Raw genomic sequence first — 22,496 nt, 5'->3', positions numbered from 1 at the left:
AAATCCCCGCCATCACCCCCGAATGCCACAGCCAACACCCTTGACACAACAGGCTACTTGAGTCACAACTAAGCCTTGCGCATCGAAGCTGACAACGTTGTCCAGAGCGCAGGGAGAGTGCTTACCCATGAGGCACAGACGTGGCACGGCGGTCGTGTGGGCGACCGCCTTCGCTTTGGCGGTGGGATCACAGGGCGTGGCGGTAGCCCTGCCCGAGGCCCCCACCGTCGACCGGGAGTTCAGCTCCTCCTTCGAGACCGGCGAGCCTACCCCGGACTGGCTCAATACGGTCGATGAGGCACCGGACGGTTCGAAGCGGGCCGCAGGCGTGGACGGCGGTTACAGTTCCGGCATTCCGGGCAATGTGACCGACCATGTCACGGACGTACGGGCGAACGGCGAGAACTCCGGCGCCGGCGAGGTGAAGGAGAACCTCGTCGACGGCGAGCCGAGCAGCAAATGGCTGGTCTTCCAGCCGACCGGGTGGGTCGAGTTCGACCTGGACAAACCGGTGAAGGTGGCGAAATACGCGCTCACTTCGGCCAATGACGTCGCCGAGCGCGATCCACGGGACTGGACCCTGAAGGGCTCCACGGACGGCACGAACTGGACGACCCTCGACACCCGCTCCGGGGAGAGCTTCGCCGAGCGGTTCCAGACAAAGACGTACGACATCGCCGAGCCGGCCGAGTACCGGCACTTCCGGCTCGAGGTCACCAAGAACAACGGCGCCTCCGGCATACTCCAGCTCGCCGATGTCCAGTTCTCCACGGGCGGCAGCGAGGGGCCGGTGCCCGAGGACATGCTCTCGCTGGTCGATCGCGGTCCGAGCGGCTCGCCGACGGCGAAGGCGGGCGCCGGCTTCACCGGCAAGCGGGCGCTGCGCTACGCGGGGCGGCATACGGCGGACGGGCGGGCGTACTCGTACAACAAGGTCTTCGACGTGGATGTGGCGGTCGGCCGGGACACCCGGCTCTCGTACCGGATCTTCCCCTCGATGGCCGACCGCGATCTCGACTACGACGCCACCAATGTCTCCGTGGACCTGGCCTTCACGGACGGCACGTATCTCAGCGACCTGAAGGCCACCGACCAGCACGGGTTCGCGCTGACCCCGCAGGGGCAGGGGGCGTCCAAGGTCCTCTACGTCAACCAGTGGAACAACGTCGCCTCGCGGATCGGTTCGGTCGCGGCGGGCAAGACGGTGGACCGGATCCTGGTCGCCTACGACTCCCCCAAGGGCCCGGCGAAGTTCCGCGGCTGGCTGGACGACGTGGCCCTGAAGAACGTGCCGCAGGAGCGGCCCAAGGCCCATCTGTCGGACTACGCGGTGACCACCCGCGGCACCAACTCCAGCGGCGGTTTCTCGCGCGGCAACAACTTCCCGGCGACGGCCGTGCCGCACGGCTTCAACTTCTGGACTCCGGTCACCAACGCGGGCTCGCTGAGCTGGCTGTACGACTACGCACGTGCGAACAACGCGGACAATCTCCCCACGATCCAGGCGTTCAGCGCGAGCCATGAGCCGAGTCCCTGGATGGGCGACCGGCAGACCTTCCAGGTGATGCCCTCGGTGGCCGCGGGTGTGCCGGAGACCGGCCGGGAGGCCCGCGAGCTCGCCTTCCGGCACGAGAACGAGACCGCGCGGCCGTACTACTACGGGGTGCGGTTCGAGAACGGGCTGAAGGCGGAGATGACGCCGACCGACCACGCGGCCGTCCTGCGCTTCACCTACCCCGGCGACGACACGAGCGTCCTCTTCGACAACGTCACCGACCAGGCGGGGCTGACCCTCGACAAGGACAGCGGGACCTTCACCGGGTACTCCGACGTGAAGTCCGGCCTCTCGACCGGCGCCACACGGCTCTTCGTGTACGGCGAGTTCGACCGGCCGGTGACCGAGGGCGACTCCAGCGGCGTCAAGGGGTACCTGCGCTTCGACGCCGGCGACGACCGGACCGTCACCCTGCGCCTGGCGACCTCCCTCATCAGCGTCGACCAGGCCAAGGCCAATCTGCGCCAGGAGATCCCGGACGGCACCTCCTTCGACAAGGTCAAGTCACGTGCCCAGCAGCAGTGGGACCGCATCCTCGGCAAGGTCGAGGTCGAGGGCGCGACCCCGGACCAGCTGACCACGCTGTACTCCAGCCTGTACCGGCTGTACCTGTACCCCAACTCGGGCTTTGAGAAGGTCGGTTCGAAGTACCAGTACGCCTCCCCCTTCTCGCCGATGCCGAATCCGGACACACCGACGCACACCGGCGCGAAGATCGTGGACGGCAAGGTGTACGTCAACAACGGCTTCTGGGACACCTATCGGACCACCTGGCCGGCGTACTCACTCCTGACCCCCACTCAGGCGGGCGAGATGGTCGACGGGTTCGTGCAGCAGTACAAGGACGGCGGCTGGACCTCGCGCTGGTCCTCGCCGGGGTACGCGGACCTGATGACCGGCACCTCCTCCGATGTCGCCTTCGCGGACGCCTACGTCAAGGGCGTCGGCTTCGACGCGAAGTCGGCGTACGACGCGGCCGTGAAGAACGCCACCGTCGTGCCGCCCTCCTCGGGCGTGGGCCGCAAGGGCATGGCGACCTCGCCGTTCCTCGGCTACACCAGCACCGACACCCACGAGGGCCTCTCCTGGGCGCTGGAGGGCTACCTCAACGACTACGGCATCGCGCGGATGGGCCAGGAGCTGTACAAGAAGACCGGCGAGAAGCGCTACCAGGAGGAGTCGGAGTACTTCCTCAACCGCGCCCAGGAGTATGTCAACCTCTTCGACACGAAGGCGGGCTTCTTCCAGGGCCGGGACGCCGAGGGCGACTGGCGCGTCGAGTCGTCGAAGTACGACCCGCGCGTGTGGGGTTACGACTACACCGAGACCAACGGTTGGGGGTACTCCTTCACCGCCCCGCAGGATTCGCGCGGTCTCGCCAACCTCTACGGCGGCCGGGGCAAGCTCGGCGACAAGCTCGACGAGTACTTCTCCACCCCGGAGACGGCCTCCCCCGACTTCGTCGGCTCCTACGGCGGTGTCATCCATGAGATGACCGAGGCGCGGGATGTGCGGATGGGCATGTACGGGCACTCCAACCAGGTCGCCCACCACGCGATCTACATGTACGACGCGGCCGGGCAGCCGTGGAAGGCGCAGAAGAACGTCCGCGAAGTGCTCTCCCGCCTCTACACCGGCAGCGAGATCGGCCAGGGTTACCACGGCGACGAGGACAACGGCGAGCAGTCGGCCTGGTTCCTCTTCTCCGCGCTCGGCTTCTACCCGCTGGTGATGGGCAGCGGCGAATACGCCGTCGGCTCCCCGCTGTTCACCAAGGCGACCGTGCATCTGGAGAACGGCGAGGACCTGGTCGTCAAGGCCCCGAAGAACAGCGCACGCAATGTCTATGTGCAGGGTCTGAAGGTCAACGGCAAGACGTGGACGTCGACTTCGCTGCCGCACAAGCTGCTCGCGAAGGGCGGGGTGCTGGAGTTCGACATGGGCCCGCGGCCGTCGTCCTGGGGCACGGGCAAGAACGCGGCGCCCGTGTCGATCACCAAGGACGACAAGGTGCCCACCCCCCGGACGGACGTGCTGAAGGGTGAGGGCGCCCTGTTCGACAACACCTCGGCGACTCAGGCGGCGGTGACCTCCGTGGACCTGCCGACGCCGGATGCCGCCGAGGCCGTCCAGTACACGCTGACCTCCTTCGACCGCACCAAGGCGCCGACCGGCTGGACCCTCCAGGGCTCCTCCGACGGGACCGAGTGGACGACCCTGGACCGGCGTACCGGGGAGTCCTTCGCATGGGACCGGCAGACCCGGGCGTTCTCGGTGGGGTCACCGGGTACGTACGAGAGGTACCGCCTGGTGCTGGACGGCGAGGCGACCGTTTCGGAGGTCGAACTCCTCGCCGGGTGAGGAGAGTTGGGGTCTCATGCCGCTTCCCGTGCCCGTGCTGCCCGAGGGTGTCGACCCTGCCTGGCTGCCGCCCGAGGCCTTTCGGCCCCTCGGCAGCCGGCGGACCCTGATCCGCGGATCGGGTCCGCTGGTGGACACGGTGCACGGTGAAGTGGCGGAGGCCTGTGCGCGGTTCGGGGGAAGCGTCGAGCGCGATGCTTCCCCCGAACCGTGCGACCTGGTGCTGGAGCTCTCCGGCGCCGATGCCTCGGAGGCGTTCACCAGCGAGCGAGCGGACGGCCGTACGACCGTCCGCGCGACCGGCGGGGCCGGACTGCTGTACGGCTTCTTCCACGTCGTCCGCCTCGGCGAAGCGGCGTTCCAGGGCGAACGCCCTCGGCAGACCCACCGTCCAACGCTCGCCCAGCGCATGCTGGACCACTGGGACAACGTGGCCGTGCATCCGGTGATGGGCCAGGTCGAGCGCGGCTACTCCGGCGGGTCCCTGTTCTGGCGGGACGGACGGGCGCGCGGCGATCTGGAGCGGGTGCGGGTGTACGGCAGGCTGCTGGCGGCCTGCGGGATCAACGCCGTCGCCGTGAACAACGTCAATGTGCACGAGACCGAGGCCCGGCTGCTGACCGAGCGGATCGGTGACGTGGCCCGGATCGCCGACGCACTCAGGCCGTACGGGATCAGCACGCATCTGTCGGTGACCTTCGCCGCGCCGATCGTGCTCGGGGGCCTGGACACCGCCGATCCGCTGGACGCCCGGGTGCGGCGGTGGTGGGAGCGGGCGACCGCGGAGGTGTACGAGGCGATTCCGGACTTCGGCGGGTATCTGGTGAAGGCGGACTCCGAGGGCCGGCCGGGCCCGTTCGCGTACGGCCGCAGCCATGCCGACGGGGCGAACATGCTGGCGGCAGCGCTGGAGCCGTACGGCGGCACGGTCCGCTGGCGGGCGTTCGTCTACGACCATCGCCAGGACTGGCGGGACCGCTCGACGGACCGGGCGCGGGCGGCGTACGACCATTTCGTGCCGCTGGACGGGGAGTTCGCGGAGAACGCGGTGCTCCAGGTGAAGCACGGGCCGATGGACTTCCAAGTGCGCGAGCCCGTCTCGCCGCTCATCGGCGCGATGCCGAACACCCGGCTGGCGGTGGAGGTGCAGGCCACGCAGGAGTACACCGGGCAGCAGCGGCATGTGTGCTGGCTGGGCCCGATGTGGAGCGAGGCGCTGCGGTTCCGTCCTGAGGGCACGACCCGGGTCGGCGACCTGGCCGACGGTCTGGTCGCCGTGTCCAACGCCGGTGCCGACCCCTTCTGGACCGGGCATCCGCTGGCCCAGGCCAACCTGTACACCTTCGGGCGGCTCGCCTGGGAACCGGACGCGGACCCCCGTGCGGTGCTGGACGACTGGATCCGGCTCACCTTCCCGGACGCCCCCGAGCGGCTCGTCGGCGGGCTGCACGCCGTGCTCGACGGCTCCTGGCGGACGTACGAGAAGTACACCGCGCCGCTGGGAGTGGGGTTCATGGTGCAGCCGGGGCACCACTACGGGCCGAGCGTGGACGGCTATGAGTACAGCCCTTGGGGCACCTATCACTTCGCCGACCGGGACGGCGTGGGCGTGGACCGGAGCGCGGCGACCGGGACGGGGTACGCGGCGCAGTACGCCAAGCCCTGGGCCGAGGTCTACGAGTCACCGTCGTCCTGTCCCGATGAACTGCTGCTGTTCTTCCACCATGTGGTGTACGGCCACATGCTGCACAGCGGGAAGACGGTGATCCAACACATCTACGACACGCACTTCGAGGGCGTGGAGGAGGTGGCGGCGGCCCGGGAGGTGTGGGCCTCGCTCGACGGCCTCGTCGATCCGGCGCGCCATGCGCGGGTGGCGGAGCGGTTCGAGGAGCAGCTGCGCAGCGCCCGGGAGTGGCGGGATCAGATCAACAGTTACTTCTTCCGGAAGTCCGGGGTGCCGGACGAGCGTGGGCGGACCCTCTACTGACAGATCGTGATCGCCGTGCTTATGATGCCGACGATGAAGAACTTCACCTCATTCGGATTGGGGGAATCGTCCACGCAAGGTGAGTGCTGATGGCACCTCACTTCGCGAAGGAGATTCCGACCCGCCTGTCGATGTGGCAGCGCGTACGTGAGTACGCCGTGCCACTGTCCATGATCGAGACCGCGACCTCGCGGCGTGCAGCCGGTGACTGGGCCGGGGCCTGCGCTGCCGCCCGGGTCGACGTCGATCTCGATCTGCGCGCCGTGCGCGACCGCCACGGCACCGAACTCGTCACCCGCCTCAGAGCGGATCTGCGTCGGCTGGCGCCGGATCTGCTCCGCTGGCACATGCCGCGGATCGCCCCCGACGGGCGGCTGCGGCCCGGCCTCACGCTCACGCTGGCCCGCTATCCAGGGTCGGCGCAGCTGGTGGTGCGGACGCCTCCCGCCTGGGCGGACGCCGGACAGCGGATGTCCCTGGCCCTGTGGGAGGAGTCCGGGAGCCCCGCCCCCGGGCACCATCCGCACCCGTATCCCGACCGGCGTTTCCGGCTCGATCTGCACCGACACCTCTGGGACTCCGGGCGCAGCGGCGAGCTGGCGCGGCGATGCGCTGCCGACGGCGTTCCCGACTCCACGTGGAATACGGCGAGTTGGGCCACCGAGGCCGAACTGCTGTTGCGGGCCGAGGGCCGCCCTCGCGGGGCCTTCACCGTACGGCTCGACGCGCGCAGCCGCGCCGTGCTCGAACTCGTCGCCCCCGACGACAGCCATGTCCCGACGCTGCGGCCGCTGCGTCGGGCGCTGCCGTCGCAGGAGGTCGCGGCGCTTCCGGTGCTGCCGGAGGCGGCGGCCCGGGTGCTGCCGGATCTGGAGCTGTTGCGGGCCGGGCTGATCACGGCCGACCGGCTGCATCCGCTCGTCGCCGCCGCGTTGGCGGGGTATGGCTCGGCACCGGTGAACCGCCCGGTTCCCGAACCCGGCGATCCGCATCGGGTGGAGTGCCGGGGCGAGGTGCATCGGATCGCGCTGCGGGACGGGGTACTGACAGCGGTCGACCATCACCCGGCCGAACTGCGCCGGGAGGAGCTGCTGGTGGCGCTCGGCGGGCCACCGCTGCCCTGTCTGCGGGCGATCGACGCGGTGCACCGCAGCCCGGAGGCGCTGCCGGCGGTCCGGGAGCGGCTCCGCCACGGTGATGTCGCCGGGGCGCTGGCCGTGGTCGAAGGGCTGCTCGGTCCCGGTGCGATGCTGCGCGACGGGCCGCTCCGGGAGGAACTGGAGTCGGCCGCGGCCCGCCGCATCGAGCACGGGCTCTTCCGCTCGGGGCTGGTCGCCGTGCACCCCGCTGCCGGTGGCGGGGGCGACGCGCATCGTCCCCGGCTCGACCGACGTACGCCCCCCATGTGGCGCAGCAAGCGCGGCAACCGGGCCCGGCCCCGTACCGGCATGGCCTCCTGACCGGGACGACCTCGTCCCCTTTCATCTTCGGCCCTCGCGGCTGTCCCTCGCTCTCGACCTGCATAGGTGATGCCCATGACTTCCAGCACGCTGCTGTCCATCGACCCCCAACTCGCCCTCGCTGACGACCTCCTGACACTCCTTCGGACGACGACCACCGAACCGCGCCCCGACGAGCAGCTCGAAGCGCTCACCCTGGCCGTCGCGGCCGATCTGCCGGTGCTGCTCTGGGGCGAGCCGGGCATCGGCAAGACCGCGGCGCTGACCCAGCTCGCCGCCTCCCTCGATCTGCCGCTGACGACCGTGATCGCCAGCGTCCACGAGCCGACCGACTTCTCCGGGCTGCCCATCGTGGGCGACGACCCGGCGGTGCAGGGCGTGCCGATGGCGCCGCCGCAGTGGGCCGTGGAGTTGGTACGAGCCGGGCGGGGCCTGCTCTTCCTGGACGAACTGTCCACCGCCACCCCGGCCGTCCAGGCCGCGCTGCTCCGGGTCGTGCTGGAGCGCAGGGTCGGTGCACTGCAACTGCCGCCCGGGGTACGGATCGTGGCCGCCGCCAACCCGCGCGCGTCGGCGGCGGACGGGTGGGAGCTGAGCCCGCCGCTGGCCAACCGGTTCGTGCACCTGTACTGGGTGCACGACCGGGACGTGGTGGTGCGGGGTCTCGGCGGGGTCTGGCCCCGGGCCGAGCTGCCCCGTCTGGAGCCGGACCGGCTGTCGGAGGCGGTGGCCTTCGCGCGGCGCGCGGTGTGCGGCTTCCTGAAGGCCCGGCCGACGCTGATCCACCGGCTGCCGAGCACCGAGACCCGGCGCGGCGGAGCCTGGCCCTCACCCCGCAGCTGGGAGGCCGCGCTGACCCTGCTGGCCTTCGGTACGGCGGCCGCCGTCTCCCGGGAGGTGCTGGCGCTGCTGGTGCGGGGCGCGGTGGGAGACGGACCGGGTCTTGAGCTCCTCGCCCACCTGGACCGGATGGACCTGCCGGACCCGGAGTCGCTGCTGGCCGATCCCGCAGGCGCCGAGCTGCCGGAGCGGGGCGATCTGCGACAGGCCGCGCTGGAGGCGGTGGTGGCCGCCGTCGGAGCACGGCCGGAACGGGAGCGCTGGGAGGCAGGCTGGGCGGTACTGGTCCGCGCCCTCGAGACCGGCGCGCCGGACCTGCTGGTCGCCCCGGCGAAGGCGCTGGCCGCGGTGCGGCGCGACGACTGGGCGGTACCGGAGGCGGTGGAACGGTTGGCAGCGGTCGTCGGTCTCGCCGAGCGCGCGGACCGGTCGGTGGAGCGGGCGGAGGCCGCACTGGCGCAGGGTGTGCGCCGATGACGGGGGTTGTGGGCCTCGGGGGTACGGCGACGACGGGGACCGTGAAGCGCCGGCGCCCCCTGCCGCGCCCGATGTCCCCACCTCCGCCGCCGCGCCCGGTGCGGGCGACCGTGCCGGCAGCACCGGTCGGTCCCGGCCGAACGCACAGCCCGCCCGGACTCCCCCTGGACATGGAGAAGTTGCTGGCCGCCCGCCTGCACGCGGTCAAGGTCCGCCCCTACCTCGCCGTCGCGCTCTTCGCACTCCAGGTCGTGGAGGACCGTTCGGTGCCGACGATGGCGGTCGACGCGCACTGGCGCTGCTATGTCTCCCCCGGCTTCGTGGCGCGCACCCCGGTCGAGGAGCTGGCGGGCGTCTGGGTGCACGAGGTCTCCCATCTGCTCCGGGACCACCATGCGCGGGGTGAGCGCTATGCCCGGGAGAACGAGGAGTACGGGTCCGGCGAGCGAAGCGAGATGGGGGTCCCCCCGGCCGAAGGCTGGGGGAGGCTGCGGCGGAACATCGCCGCCGACTTCGAGATCAACGACGACATCTACGGCGACGGGTTGCCCCGGCCCGCCGGTGCGATCCTGCCGTCTCTGCTGCGGCTGCCCGACGGGCTGCTGATGGAGGAGTACCTGAGCAGGGCGTCGCTGTCCGGGCTCGCCGCCGACCTGGCCTGGCTGGACTGCGGCGGCGGTGCCGACGGCGAGGCGCGGCCGTGGGAGCTGGGACCCGAGGGGGCCCATGGGCTGACCAGGCAACAGCGGGACGCGGTGCGCTTCCGGGTCGCCGAGGGGATCAAGGGCCGACCGGGCGACGCTCCGGAGGGGTGGCGCCGATGGGCGGACGAGGCCTTCCATCCCCCGCAGCCGTGGCGGCAGTTGCTGGGGGCAGCGATACGCTCCGCGGCGAGTGCGCCGGGGGTGGGCGAGAACCACACCTACCGGCGTCCGTCCCGGCGCTCGGCCGCCCTCCCCGGGGTGGTCCTGCCGAGCCTGCGCCGTACCCCGCCGAGGGTCTGCGTGGTGATCGACACCTCCGGGTCGGTGAGCGATGCCGAACTGGGCTGCGCATTGCTGGAGGTGGCGGCGATCACGCGGGCGGTCGGCGGACGGCGCGACCTGGTCTCGGTGATCTCCTGCGACGCGGCGGCCGGGGTCGCCGTCCCGCTCTGCCGCGCCGAGGACATCGAGCTGATCGGCGGCGGGGGCACGGATCTGCGCTCCGGTTTCGCCCGGGCGCTCCGCTCCCGGCCCCGCCCGGACGTGATCGTCGCCCTGACGGACGGTCAGACACCGTGGCCCTCCGCGCCGCCGCCCTGCCGTACCGTCGTCGGCCTCTTCCCCCGTCCCGCCGGCGCCGTGAACGAGGCGAATCCGGACTACGTCCCTGACACCCCGCCGTCCTGGGCACGTGTCGTCGACATCAGTTGAGGCGGAGGATCGCGACGCCGACCGGGTCGAGAGTGAACGGGTCGTGTTCCTCGACCCGTTTGCCGGTCAGCAGGTCGATGGAGGATGCCGTTGCCGTCAACTGGACTGCTTCTGAGTCGTGGTTGAGGACGAAGAGCAGGCGGGTGCCGTCGGGGGCGACGCGGGTCGCGGTCTCCACCTCCGGGCGGTCGGCGTACGGGCCGAGCAGGCCGTGGCGGGCGAGGATCCGGCGTACGACCCAGTCCACGCCGGGCCGGTCGAGGGCGGTGGCGACGTACCAGGCCTCGCCTCGGCCGGTCTTGTTGCGGGTGACGGCGGGGGTGCCCGCGTAGAAGTCGGTGCCGTAGGTGCCGATCGGGGTGGCGCCGCGCAACTGGACGAGCTCGAAGACCAGGCGTGCCTCGCAGGCCAGTTCGCCGAAGCGGACCGTCTGGGCGAACTCCGGCTGCCGGGCGTCCCATTCGTCGACGCGGACGCCCATGAGCGGGGCGAGCGGACCGGGGACGTCGGTGAGGAAGGCGCGGTCGTGGACGTCGACGCGGCCGGAGAGGAAGGTGGCGAGGACGGTTCCGCCGCGTGCGGTCACCGCCTCCAGGCGGGTCACCAGGTCGTCCTTGACCATGTGCAGGACGGGGGCGAGAACCACGTCGTACGGGGTGAGGTCGGCGGTGACCGGGACGACGTCCACGTCGGCGCCGGCCTCGCGGGCGGCCCGGTAGTAGGCGTGCACCACGTCCTGGTACTTGACCAGCCGGGAGGGGCCGTCGGACATCTCCAGGGCCCACCAGCTGTCCCAGTCGAAGAGGAGCGCGGTGCGGGCGGGGGTACGGGCGCCGAGGGTCGTCTCACCGAGCAGCTCCAACTCGCGGCCCAGCTCGGCGACTTCGCGGAAGACCCGGGTGTCGTCGCGTCCCGCGTGGCCTATGACGGCACCGTGGTACTTCTCGCAGGCGCCCCGGGAGGCGCGCATCTGGAAGTACAGGGCGGCGTCGGCGCCGTGGGCGATCGCCTGGAAGGTGGCGAGGCGCAACTCCCCTGGCCTGCGCAGGGGGTTCACATCACGGCAGGCCATCGTCGACGGGGTCTGTTCCATCAGCCAGAAGGGGGCGCCGTCCTTCAGGCCGCGCATCAGGTCGTGGGCGAGGGCGGGCCAGGTCGGCGGGGCGTCGAGGGGCGGGTAACTGTCCCAGGAGGCGAAGTCGAGGTGGGACGCCCAGCGGTGGTAGTCGAGGGGGCGAAACATGCCCATGAAGTTGGTGGTGACGGGGGTGACCGCGTCGTGCCGCCGGATCGCCTCCTTCTCGGCGAGGAAGCAGCCGAGCAGCGCGTCGGTGGTGAAGCGGTGGTAGTCCAGGGTGAGGCCCTGGAAGGCGGTGTGGTCGGGGCCGCGCCAGTGCTCGGTGAGGGCGCTGGGGGGCTCGATCTCCGCCCAATCCGTGTAGCGGTGGGACCAGAAGGTCGTGCACCAGGCGTCGTTGAGGGCGTCCAGAGTGCCGTGCCGGTCCAGCAGCCAGTCACGGAAGGCCTCGGCGCACAGCTCGCAGTAACAGGCGCCGCTGTACTCGTTGTTGATGTGCCAGGCGAGCAGCGCCGGGTGGTCGGCGTAGCGTTCGGCGAGCCTCGCCGCCATGGCCGTCGAGAGTCGGCGGTAGGCGGGTGAGCTGGGGCAGAAGTTGTGGCGCTGGCCGTAGCGGTGGCGGCGGCCCTCGAAGTCGGTGCGGTTGACCTCGGGGTGGCGCCGGGCGAGCCAGGGCGGGAGCGCGGCGGTGCCGGTCGCGAGGCAGACCCGGCGGTTCTCGGCGGCGGCCCGGTCGAGGATGCGGTCGAGGATCGTGAAGTCGTAGATGTCCTCGCCCGGTTGGGTGAGGGACCAGGAGAAGACGCCGACGGTGAGGGTGTCGATCCGGGCCCGGTCGAACAGCCGGTGGTCGTCGTCCCAGACCGGCTCCGGCCACTGCTCCGGGTTGTAGTCACCGCCGTAACGGATCTTGTCGATCATGCGGTGAAGTCCTCCTCGGTCTCGGCGATCACCGGGCGGGCGGCGTGCAGCAGGGACAGCAGCAGCGGGGCGGCGAGCAGCGCGGGCATGGCCTCGGTCAGCAGGGCGGTCAGTCCGCCGGCCAGGACGAGCAGGGAGGTGGCGGCGAGGGTGGCCCGGCCGTGCCGGAACAGGAAATACGCGGCGAGCCGGGCCGTGTCGCGGGTGCGGAAGGAGAACAGGGAGGTCAGGACGAGGGCATGCGCGCCCCACAGGAGGGAGGCGAGGCCGATGGCCGCGAGCAGCAGAGCCCACCAGCCGGGCAGACCGGTGGCGGAGAAGTGGGTGAGGGTGAAGGCGATGACGGTCAGCCAGCCGAGCAGGGGCGCCCAAAGCTTCAGCGCGGACAGGCAGTTGAGCTGCAAGCCGCGCCAGTAGGTGCGCGCCGGATGGAGGTCGGTGAGGTCGTGGTCGCGGTGGTGGAGGGCGTAGACGGCGGCGGAGAGGGCGGGGACCAGCGGGAGGAGGCAGAGCGCAGCGAGGGGGAGGTTCGACGCGTCCGGACCCAGCAGGAGCAGGCCCGCAAGGCCCGGCGCGGAGGCCGCGAGGAGCAGGGCCTGGACCGTGACGAGGGTGTGGATCAGGGCGGCGGCGCGGGAGAGCGGTCCGGCGCCGAAGGAGACCGAGGGCGCGCTCACCGAGGCTCCCTACCGAGCAGCCGGCGCTCGTCCGACCAGGGCGGACTCTCGTCCGCGACCGGGCTGACCTCGACGAGCGTCACCTCGTGCCGCCCCAGCGTCAGGTCCAGCTCCACCCGCCCGTCCGCCACCGGCAGCCGCAGATGCCGGCGCCCGGGCTCGGCCGCCTCATGGAGTACGGTGAGCTGGTGCGCGTCGGGTGAGCGGGGGCTGCCCATCCGCTGCCAGGCGGTACGGGCGTTGCCGTACTCCTCGTCCACGGTGGACCGGCGGACGAACGCCTCCCAGGAACCCATGGGCAGCTGCAGGCGCAGCCGGTGCCGCGACGGCCCGGGTGTCTCGCCGCTCGCGTCGACGGGCGCCCAGGCGAGGACGGTGACACGACCGTCGGCGTGCCGTGTCACCAGGTGGTCCTCGCCCCGGGCGAGCAGATCGGGGCCCATCCGGGCCATGAAGGCGTAGAGGTGGTACGTCGGTTTCCGCACCTGTCGGTGGGTAAGGAGCCCGAAGCCGCCGTGGAAGAGCGCGGTGGGGACGCCGGCCTCCTCGAACATGTCGCTGAACGTCCAGTAGGAGAAGGAGTCGGCGTGGTCGCCGCCGCCTGCGAGGACGGGGGCGAGGTAGGCGGCGTTGAACGCGGTGTCGTGGACGGGGTTGTCGGGGCAGTAGGAGGAATTGAACTCGGTGATGTGGACGGGGAGTTCGGCCAGACGGGTGCCCTTCAGGCGCTCGCGGGGCGTGGCGAACTGCTCCAGCAGGCGCTCCGCCGGTGCGAGCGTCTGGTACGAGCCGAACGGAACGTGCTGGGCCGGGCCGGAGGTGTAGGCGTGCTTGGAGACGAAGTCGACGGGCACGTCCCGCTCTTCGACGAACTCGGCGAAGCGGTCCAGCCACTCGTCCGCGCCCGGCGAGATCGCGGGACCGCCGACCTGGAGGGACGCGTCCACCTCCTTCACGGCGCCCGCGGTCACCTCGTACAGCCGGTGGTACGCCTTTTCGTCGGCGTTCTCCCAGAAGTCCGGCAGATTGGGCTCGTTCCACACCTCGATGGGCCAGGTGCGGACCTCGTCGAGGCCGTAGCGGTCGACGAGGTGGGTCACGGTGGCCTTGACCAGCTCGGCCCACTCCCGGTGCGAGCGGGGCGGGGTGACGTTGCCCCGCCACCAGAACACCGTCCGCTCCCCCGACGCCAACTCGGCGGGCATGAAGCCGAGTTCGAGGAAGGGACGGATGCCGAGGCTCAGATAGGCGTCGATCACCTGGTCGACGTAGGTGAACGAGTGATGGACGCGCCGGGCGCCCTCCCACTCGTACGGCCGGTACACCCCCATGCCGTCGCTCAGCAGCCCGTGCCCCCGGATGTACCGGAAGCCGATGTCGCGCTGGATCAGGGCGAGCGAGTCCTGGTAGTCGCGGCGCAGGGCGAGTTCGATGCGGCCGGTGCCGACGCAGTGGCGCCAGGCGTCGGGGAGCCGGCCTGCCGGCTCGGCGGGGACGCGGATCACCCGTTCTCCTTCTTGAAGCGTTCGTACGCCTTGTTGTGCAGGTCGACGAGCTGCTCCATGTTCTTGGCCTTCAACTCGGTGACGTAGTCGTCCCATTCGGACAGCGGGCGGTTGCCGAGGACGAACTTGAGCGTGTTCTGGATGGCGTGGTCCTTGAGCGGGGTGTCCCAGAGGGTGGCCTGCTCCTGCTCCATGGACTGGAGCGGGTGCGCGGGGTCGATGGGGAGCTGCTCGCGCTGGGCCATGGCGTCCTGGAACTTCTTCTCGTCCGGGCTGAACGAGGAGGAGACGAGGGCCCAGCTGCCGCCGTAGGTGAAGACGCCGTTGAAGAAGCCGTAGTCCTTCTGGAGATCCTTCGGGGCGTCCGGGTCGGAGCCCATCAGGCTGATGCCGGACTTGAGCGCGGGAGTGCCGCCGGACTCGGTGTAGGTGACGCCCTCGACGCCCCACTTGCAGAGCTTCTGGCCCTCGTCCGAGTACCAGAGCCAGTCGACGAACTGCATCATCGCGACGAAGGTGTCGCTCTTGAGGGCCTTGCTGGAGACCATGACGCCGTTCTCGAGACGAGCCCCGCCGATCACCACCGGGCCCGCCGGGCCGAGCGGCACCGGCACCATCTCGATCTTCGCTCCCTTGACCTGCTTCTCCAGGTTGTAGCGGTAGTTCTGCACCAGCTCCTGGGGGTTGGCGCTGATCGCATACGACTTCTCGGCGAGCAGCTTCTGCACGGCCTGATCGTCCTGCTGGGTGAAGCTCTCCGGGTCCAGCAGCTTCTCGGCGACGATCTTCCGCAGGAACTCGACCATCTGGCGGTAACTGTCGGTGGCGGCGGTGAAGACGAACTTCTGCGCCTTGGTGTCGAAGGTGATGTTGTCGTACGTCCAGCCCGCCTTGACCCCGTACGACTGGCCCAGGTAGCTGAACAACGCACCGCACGGGAAGGGTGTGTTGGTGGACCAGCGGTCGGTCCACGGGTACTTGTCGGGATACTCCTCCTTGAGCGCCTTCAGGACGTCGTAGACCTCGTCCCACGTCGTCGGCAGGGTCAGGCCGAGCTTGTCGAGGACGTCCGTGCGGAAGGACAGCGAGTAGCCGGACTTGACCTTCTCGTGCAGGCCGGGCAGCAGGTAGTACTTGCCGTCGGACTGGCGTATGGAGTCCAGCTCGGGTTCGAGCTGCCACTTCTTCACCTTGTCCTGGTAGTTGGGCATCAGGTGCACGTACTCGCTGACCGGGAGGATCGCGCCCGAGGAGACGAAGGCGACCTCGGAGGGGTGGTACGTCTTCGGGATCAGGAAGGGAGCGTCACCGGCACCGATGAGGACGCTTCGCTTCTTCTCGTAGTCGGCGAGGGGGACGTCGACGGGCTTCAGGGTGATCCCGGTGCGCTTGGCGACCTCCTTCCAGAACATCCAGTCGTTCTTGGTCGGGTAGACCGGGTTGTTGTTGTGCAGGAGCGAGAAGGAGAGCGGCTCGGCGGCCTTGAACTGCTGTCCGGCGCGATAGTCCTTCATCGCGCCGTTCTGCTTCTTCGACAGGTCCTTGGAGTCGCCTCCTTCGTCGCCGCTGCCGCAGCCGGTGAGGGTGGCGAGGCCGATGAAACCGGCGGCGGCAAGGATCTGACGCCGCGACAGCTGTCCCGAGTTGTTCACAGGTACTCCCTTGTTAGCCCTTGACGGCGCCGAGCATCACGCCCGAGACGAAGTAGCGCTGGACGAACGGGTACACGCAGAGGATCGGCAGCGCGGTGAGCACGATCGTGACCGCCTGGATGTTCGCCCCGACCTGGCTGAGCTGCTCGGTCCCGGCGCCCGCGTTGGAGCCTCCGGTGGCGCCCTGGATGAGATTGCGCAAGTAGACGGTGACCGGCATCAGATCCGTCCGGTCCATGTAGAGGAAGGCGCTGAACCAGGAGTTCCAGAAGGACACCGAGTAGAAGAGCACCATCGTCGCGACGACCGCCTTGGACAGCGGCAGCACGATCCTGAGGAGGATGCCGTACGTACTCAGCCCGTCGATCTGCGCGGCCTCCTCCAGCTCGGTCGGCAGGCTCTCGAAGAAGGCCTTCATCACCAGGAGGTTGAAGACGCTGATGGCGTTGGGCAGGGCGATCGCCCAGACGCTGTTCTTCAGACCGAGGCTGGTGATCAGGACGTAGTTGGGGATGAGCCCGCCGGTGAAGAACATGGTGAACACGGCGATGCCCACCAGGAATCCGCGCCCCTTGAGCTGCTTCTTCGACAGGACGTAGGCATAACAGGTCGTCAGAACCATGGCCACGACGGTCGCTACGACCGTGTAGAGCACGGTGTTGCCGTAGTTCCGCCAGAACATCGAGTCCTTGAAGACGATCTCGTACGTGGTGAGGTTGAACCCCTTGGGCCACAAGGTGACTTCACCGGCGCGGATCTGCCGCTCCCCGCTGAACGACCTCGCGATGATGTTGAGGAAGGGGTACAGGGTCACGACCACGACGAGGGTGAGGATGACCCCGTTGACGCCCTGGAAGACCCGGTAGGAACGGCTCGGCTTCACCACAGGCTGGTCCCCACTGTGCGGCGCGAGAGTGTGTTGGCGGACGTGATCAGGACCAGGCCGATGACCGCCTCGAACAGACCGATGGCGGCGGCGTAGCTGAAGCTGTTGGACTCGACACCGGTCCGGTAGACGTACGTCGAGATCACATCGGAGGTCTGGTACGTCAGCGGGTTGTACAGCAGCAGGACCTTCTCGAAGCCGACGGCCATGAAGGTGCCGACATTGAGGATCAGCAGCGTGATCATGGTGGGCCGGATGCCCGGCAGGGTGACATGCCAGGTCTGCCGCCAGCGGCCCGCGCCGTCGATGCGGGCGGCCTCGTAGAGGTCCTCGTCGATCGTGGTCAGCGCGGCGAGGTAGAGGATCGTGCCCCAGCCGGCGGTCTGCCAGATCTCCGAACCGACGTAGATCGTGCGGAACCACTCGGGTTCCTGGATGAAGCGGATCGGCTCATGCCCGAACCAGCCCAGCACATGGTTGACCGGGCCGTCGGTGGCGAGCATCTGCAGGGTGATACCGGCGACGATCACGATCGACAGAAAGTGCGGAAGGTACGACACCGACTGCACGAACCGCTTCAGGGACCGCCGGCGCACCTCATTGAGCAGCAGCGCCAGCACGATCGGGAGCGGGAAGCAGAAGACGAGGGTGAGCCCGCCGAGCCACAGGGTGTTCCGGAAGACCTGCCAGAAGGTGGGGTCGGAGAGAAACATCTCCACATAGCGCAGGCCCACCCACTGCTCACCGAAGATCGACCCGCCCGGCTCGAAGCGGCGGAAGGCGATCACATTGCCGAGCATCGGCAGATAGCGGAACACCAGGAAGAACAGCAGGGGCAGCACGGCCAGCGAGTACAACTGCCAGTCGCGGCGCAGCGCAGAGCGGGTGGAGGTGCTCATGCTCGGTCTCCTGTGCGGGTATGCGGAACCGAAACTTTCGAGCTCTTACCGGTAACTCGCGGCAACTTAAGGCCGCCAGAAAGCGCTGTCAATGGGTGCGGCAACGGTCAGTTGAGGCGCACGGGTAGCGTTGAAACCCACCCTCGTCTGGGTAGGACGGGGAAATCCAGCCCTTGAATCATCGCAAGTTTCTGGCCCGTCACCGACTCCTGCGAGGTGCCGCCCGTGCCCGCGTTCGACCTTCCCCTGCCCGAACTGGAGCGCTACCGTCCGCCCTTGGACGAGCCCGTCGGCTTCGACGCGTTCTGGCGGGACACCCTGAAAGGCGCCGCACAGGCCGAACCACTGGTGTCGGTACGCCCGGTGGAAACGGGACTGCGCCTGATCCGCACCTGGGACGTGACGTTCCGGGGCTTCGCGGGGGATCCGGTACGCGCGTGGTTCAGCCGACCTGCACATGCGCCGGACGCGTTGCCCGCGGTGGTCGAGTTCGCCGGATACGGCCGCGGTCGAGGCCTCCCCCATGAGCGCCTGACCTGGGTCAACGCCGGGTACGCGCATCTGCTGATGGACAACCGCGGGCAGGGCGACCAGTACGGCAACGGCGGCGCCACCCCCGACCCGCACGCCCAGGCTCCGGGCGGCCCCGGCCCGGCGGTACGCGGGCTGCTCGCTCCGCACGACCACCACTACCGCCGCTTGATCACGGACGCCGTCCGCGCGGTCACCGCCGTACGTGCCCTGCCCGGCGTGGACCCCTCACGCACCGCCGCCGTCGGCAACAGCCAGGGCGGCGGGCTCGCCCTGGCCGTGGCGGGCCTGGTCCCCGACCTGGCGGCGGCCCTGGTCACCGCCCCGCTGCTGTGCGGCATCCGAAGGGCCCTGGACCTCACGGACCAGGGCCCCTACGGCGAGATCGCCGCGTATCTCTCGGTCCACCGGGGCGCCGAGGGCGCCGCGTACGACACCCTCGCCCATATGGAGGGCGTCTCCTTCGCCCGCCGCGCCCAGGCCCCGGCCCACTTCGGCGTCGGTCTGCGCGACACGGTGTGCCCACCGAGCGGGGCGTACGCGGCCTTCAACCAGTACGCCGAACTGACGGGCACAGCACCGCGCAAGGAGATCCACGCCTACCCGTTCAACGGGCACGAGGGCGGGGACGCGGTGCATGTGCGGCGCCAACTCGACTGGTTGGCCGAGGTGTTGGAGGTCAGCCGAGAGCCAGCGTGAACACGTGCAGATTCCCGTCCCGCGGCAGCCGGACGCTCGCGATCGTCTTGCCCTCCGGCGCGGTGAACGGCCGGGTGGCGAACACGTACGTGGCCACCGGATCGCGATCCGCGCCCGCGACATTCCGGTACGCCGTCCTGGCGACGACCTCGTTGCCGTACTGGATGCTGCCGCTGCCGCCGCCGATGGTCCAGTCGGTGAAGCCGAGGGGGATCGTGTCGGTGGTGCCGTCTGTGTAGGTGACGGTCGCCTCGGACTGCCGGCTGCCATTGACGGCGCTGCCGACGAAGGACAACTGGCCGCTATTTCCAGGCAGTTGAATGCTCTGACCGTTCGCCGTGGCGTTGTCAGGACGGCCGCTCGGTGAGTCGGGCCAGGTGAAGGAGAGCCCGTTCACCGTGCCCTGCGCGCCCGGGTTCAGCCCGGCCGCCGACAGGGCCTGACGGGAGTAGCTCCAGCCGCCGCCGTCGTAGTCGGCCTCGTCGTGCTCGCCGGAGTCGTCGGAGATCCCGGTGTTGTTGTAGGCGGCGAGGAGGGTGCCGGGGGCGGCGACGGTCAGCGACACGGGCTGCTCGTAGGAGGTGCCGTCGGAGGTCACCGAGACCGTCACATCATGGAAGCCCTGCGGGGTGTCCTCGGTCGTGCCGAGGGTGATCTCCTGGGCGCCGTCGACGACCGTGCCCTCGGCGGGCGTCGCGGTGATGCCGTCGGGCGCCTCGACACGGAAGCGGACTTCGGGGCCCGTGCCTGTCCCACTCATCGAAAGGGCGCGGATGCCGACCTTCGTGCTGTCGCCCGGGGCGAGCGTCGCGGTGGTCGGGCCGACACCGATCTGGTACGGCTGCTCGCCGTCGCGGAAGGACGGCGGGGCGTCGGCGGGGGCGCTCCCCCAGGCCTTGTCCGGCGTACCGGAGAGCGTGAGATCGAGCCTGCCGCCGTCCCGCACGAAGGAGGCCGGGAGCCAAGCCCGTTCACTGGTACGGCCGTTGACCTTCAGAGAGCGGATGTACGGGGCGTCCGCGGCGGCTCCTTCGGCGCGCACGGAGATGTCGTTGCCGGACGGGCGGTCAATCTCGATCCGGGGGAACAGCGGTGAGGAGAGGACGAGTTCTGCACGGGAGGGGACCTGCGGATACATGCCGAGCGCGGAGAAGACGTACCAGGCGGACATGGCACCGAGGTCGTCGTTGCCGGGGATGCCGCCGGGCTGTGCGGACCAGAGCTCGCGCATCGCGGCGCGGACCGTCTCCTGCGTCTTGTACGGGGCGCCGGCGTAGGCGTACAGGTAGGGCACGTTGATCGACGGCTCGTTGTCCAGCTCGGACTTCTCACCGCCGCTGCCGGTGAAGGCCCAGCCGCCGTCGGCGTCGTGGAAGAAGGTGTCGAGGCGCTCAACTGCCTTTTGTTTGCCGCCCATTGCCGCGAACAGTCCGGCCGGGTTGTGCGGGACCATCCAGGTGTACTGGGCGGCCGTACCCTCGACGAATCCGTTGCCGGTGGCCGGGGTGAAGCCGGTGACCCAGCTGCCGTCGGCCTTGCGGTTGGCGACATAGCCGCCGGACGGGTGGGCGGCGATATTGAAGTTGTTCTGCCACCACTGGGAGCGCCGGCCGAGGTCCGCCGCGGTGTCCTTGCGACCCGCGGCCGTGGCGAGTTGTCCGAGGGCGTAGTCGGCGCCGGACACCTCCAGGGTCTCGGCGGCACCGCCCCAGGCGTTGGAGACGGACGGCATGTAGTGGTGCTTCAAGTACTTGTCGAGGGAGGGGCGTTGACCGACCGAGAGCACTGGCTTCCCGGCCGGGGACAGATCCTTCTCGGTGGGGACGGTCGCCGCCTTGAGGAGCGAGGCGAAGGCGCCGCGCAGGTCGAAGTCGGTGCCGCCGAAGGCGCGGATACCGGCGAGGGCGATGGGTGACGGGTCGCCGTTCATGACATGGGTGCCGCTCGCGCCGTGCAGCCAGCGGTCCCAGATCCCGCCGTTCTGCTCGGCGAGTTCGTAGAGCGACTGGGCGATGTCGGAGCCGGTGCGGGGTTCCAGGAGGGTCAGCAACTGCACCTGGTCGCGGTAGACGTCCCAGCCGGAGAAGGTGCCGTACTGGGCACGGTGACCGCGAGTGACGGTGTGCACCTTTCCGTCGGGGCCGCGATATCTGCGGTCGGCGTCGCTGATGACGTTCGGGTGCAGAAGGGAGTGGTACAGGGCGGTGTAGAAGGTGGTGCGCGCCTCGTCGGTGCCGCCGCCGACGCGGATGGCGTCAAGACGGTCCCGCCAGGCGGCGCGGGCCGCGCTCCGGACGGCGTCGAAGGAGCGGGCGGGCGGATTCTCGGCGGCCAGGTTGGCCTCCGCCCCGGCCTGACTGACGTACGAAATCCCGACCTTGACGTTCACCGGATCGCCGCCCGGCGCGAACTCGACGTAGCCGCCGGCGCCCTTGCCGGGGACGGGCCGCCCGCCGTTCGAGAAACCGCCGGTGCCGCCGCTCGCAGTGCGCGATCCGTGGTTGAGCTTGTCGTCCTGCCAGGTGCCGGTCGCCTTGAAGGGGCGGTCGAAGCGGGCGGTGAAGTACAGGGTGTAGTAGGCGCGTCGGCCCTCGGGGTCGAGATAGCCGCAGAAGTTGCCGGAGGTGACGGAGCCGGAGACGGTCCGGGACTCGGGATCGATGGTGACCGTCGAATCCGTGGACCCCACCTCGGAGTTGGCGGTACGGATGAGCAGTGAGGCGGGCTTGTCCGCGGGGTAGGTGAAGCGGGCCGAGCCGGTGCGGGCGGTGGCCGTGAGATCGGCCGTGACGCCGGACGCGAGACCGACGCGGTAACGGCCGGGCTCGGCGGTCTCGTCGGCGTGGCGGAAGTCGGCGGCGTACACCTGGTCCTTGGTGTCGCTCGCCGGGGAGGAGGTGACCTCGCCCGCGTACGGGAAGAGGGGGATGTCGCCGCTGCCTCCGGCACAGCCGGTGCCGGACATATGGGTGAGGCTGAAACCGCGGATACGGGTGGCGTCGTAGTGGTAGCCGCCGGGGGCCGCGGTGCGGGTGGCGTCGCCTCGGGTGTTCTCCGGGCTGAAGGAGAACATGCCGAACGGGGTGACGGCACCGGGGAAGACATTGCCGGCGTTCTTGGTGCCGATGAGCGGGTCGACGTAGACGGTCGGGTCGTCGATCAGGTCGGGCGGGGATGTCGCCGCCAGGGCGGGCGTGCCGCCGCCGACCGCCAGTACGACGGCCAACAGCAAGGACATGGGACGGAAACGCATGACGCGGCCCCTCCTCCTCCGGACGGGTCGCGCACCACAGGTCGCACAAGCCGCAGGGACAGTAGCGTGCGCCAGCGGTACCACGGAAGAGCGCGTCATCGGCCCGAGGCGCGAGTGACGGCCAGCCGGACGGCTCAGTTCCGCAACTCGCTTGACGTCGTTGTCGGTTGAGGCGGTAGCATCATGTACAGACCATTAGACAACGTTGTCGCGCGCCCCTCCATTTCACAAGCCAAGCACCACCCGGACCGGCACTCCCCCCTCGTCGGCCCGGCTCGCGGACCCGGTGGATGTCGG

13 protein-coding genes are annotated in these 22,496 nt (G+C 69.9%); 6 read left to right on the top strand and 7 right to left on the bottom strand.

The window, feature by feature from the left end:
* The first annotated feature begins 127 nt into the window (after nt 1-127).
* From OHT76_RS32405 to OHT76_RS32385, 5 genes are all read left to right on the top strand, one after another.
* On the top strand, nt 128-3,916 hold the full coding sequence (locus OHT76_RS32405; RefSeq protein ID WP_328874386.1) for a GH92 family glycosyl hydrolase: 3,789 nt from the start codon (nt 128-130) through the stop codon (nt 3,914-3,916).
* 16 nt (nt 3,917-3,932) lie between these two features.
* Entirely contained in the window at nt 3,933-5,906 is a 1,974-nt protein-coding gene (locus OHT76_RS32400; protein WP_328874385.1) for an alpha-glucuronidase, read from the top strand.
* A gap of 89 nt (nt 5,907-5,995) precedes the next feature.
* Nucleotides 5,996-7,366, top strand: coding sequence for a hypothetical protein (locus tag OHT76_RS32395; RefSeq protein WP_328874384.1), 1,371 nt, complete (start codon nt 5,996-5,998; stop codon nt 7,364-7,366).
* A 75-nt stretch (nt 7,367-7,441) separates the two neighbouring features.
* Entirely contained in the window at nt 7,442-8,683 is a 1,242-nt protein-coding gene (locus OHT76_RS32390) for an AAA family ATPase (protein ID WP_328874383.1), read from the top strand.
* 170 nt (nt 8,684-8,853) lie between these two features.
* Entirely contained in the window at nt 8,854-10,098 is a 1,245-nt protein-coding gene (locus tag OHT76_RS32385) for a vWA domain-containing protein (protein ID WP_328876677.1), read from the top strand.
* Here the strand turns inward: OHT76_RS32385 and OHT76_RS32380 are convergent.
* Genes OHT76_RS32380 through OHT76_RS32355 form a run of 6 tightly spaced genes read right to left on the bottom strand, consistent with a single transcriptional unit; the run spans nt 10,091 to nt 17,716 of the window.
* Entirely contained in the window at nt 10,091-12,097 is a 2,007-nt protein-coding gene (locus tag OHT76_RS32380) for a beta-galactosidase (RefSeq protein WP_328874382.1), read from the bottom strand. The two genes, OHT76_RS32385 and OHT76_RS32380, sit on opposite strands and share 8 nt — an antisense overlap.
* A complete protein-coding gene (locus OHT76_RS32375; RefSeq protein ID WP_328874381.1) occupies nt 12,094-12,774 on the bottom strand; it encodes a hypothetical protein in 681 nt (226 codons plus the stop codon). The genes OHT76_RS32380 and OHT76_RS32375 overlap by 4 nt, the downstream gene beginning before the upstream one ends.
* Nucleotides 12,771-14,279 carry a GH39 family glycosyl hydrolase gene (locus tag OHT76_RS32370; RefSeq protein WP_328874380.1) on the bottom strand — a complete coding sequence of 503 codons (1,509 nt, stop codon included), beginning with the start codon at nt 14,277-14,279 and terminating at the stop codon, nt 12,771-12,773. The genes OHT76_RS32375 and OHT76_RS32370 overlap by 4 nt, the downstream gene beginning before the upstream one ends.
* Nucleotides 14,276-15,931, bottom strand: coding sequence for an ABC transporter substrate-binding protein (locus OHT76_RS32365; protein WP_328874379.1), 1,656 nt, complete (start codon nt 15,929-15,931; stop codon nt 14,276-14,278). Before OHT76_RS32365 ends, OHT76_RS32370 begins: the two co-directional genes overlap by 4 nt.
* A 13-nt stretch (nt 15,932-15,944) precedes the next feature.
* On the bottom strand, nt 15,945-16,817 hold the full coding sequence (locus OHT76_RS32360; protein ID WP_328874378.1) for a carbohydrate ABC transporter permease: 873 nt from the start codon (nt 16,815-16,817) through the stop codon (nt 15,945-15,947).
* Nucleotides 16,811-17,716 carry an ABC transporter permease gene (locus OHT76_RS32355; RefSeq protein WP_328874377.1) on the bottom strand — a complete coding sequence of 302 codons (906 nt, stop codon included), beginning with the start codon at nt 17,714-17,716 and terminating at the stop codon, nt 16,811-16,813. The genes OHT76_RS32360 and OHT76_RS32355 overlap by 7 nt, the downstream gene beginning before the upstream one ends.
* Before the next feature lie 225 nt (nt 17,717-17,941).
* Between OHT76_RS32355 and OHT76_RS32350 the strand changes: the two genes are divergently transcribed.
* On the top strand, nt 17,942-18,946 hold the full coding sequence (locus OHT76_RS32350; protein WP_328874376.1) for an acetylxylan esterase: 1,005 nt from the start codon (nt 17,942-17,944) through the stop codon (nt 18,944-18,946).
* Here the strand turns inward: OHT76_RS32350 and OHT76_RS32345 are convergent.
* Nucleotides 18,927-22,199, bottom strand: coding sequence for a GH92 family glycosyl hydrolase (locus OHT76_RS32345; RefSeq protein ID WP_328874375.1), 3,273 nt, complete (start codon nt 22,197-22,199; stop codon nt 18,927-18,929). The genes OHT76_RS32350 and OHT76_RS32345 overlap by 20 nt on opposite strands.
* Nucleotides 22,200-22,496: the final 297 nt, after the last annotated feature.

Source organism: Streptomyces sp. NBC_00287 (assembly GCF_036173105.1).
In the GTDB taxonomy this organism is placed as follows: Bacteria; Actinomycetota; Actinomycetes; order Streptomycetales; family Streptomycetaceae; genus Streptomyces.
The sequence above is the reverse complement of the archived record's forward strand: the minus strand, read 5'-3'. Positions and strand labels throughout refer to the sequence as shown.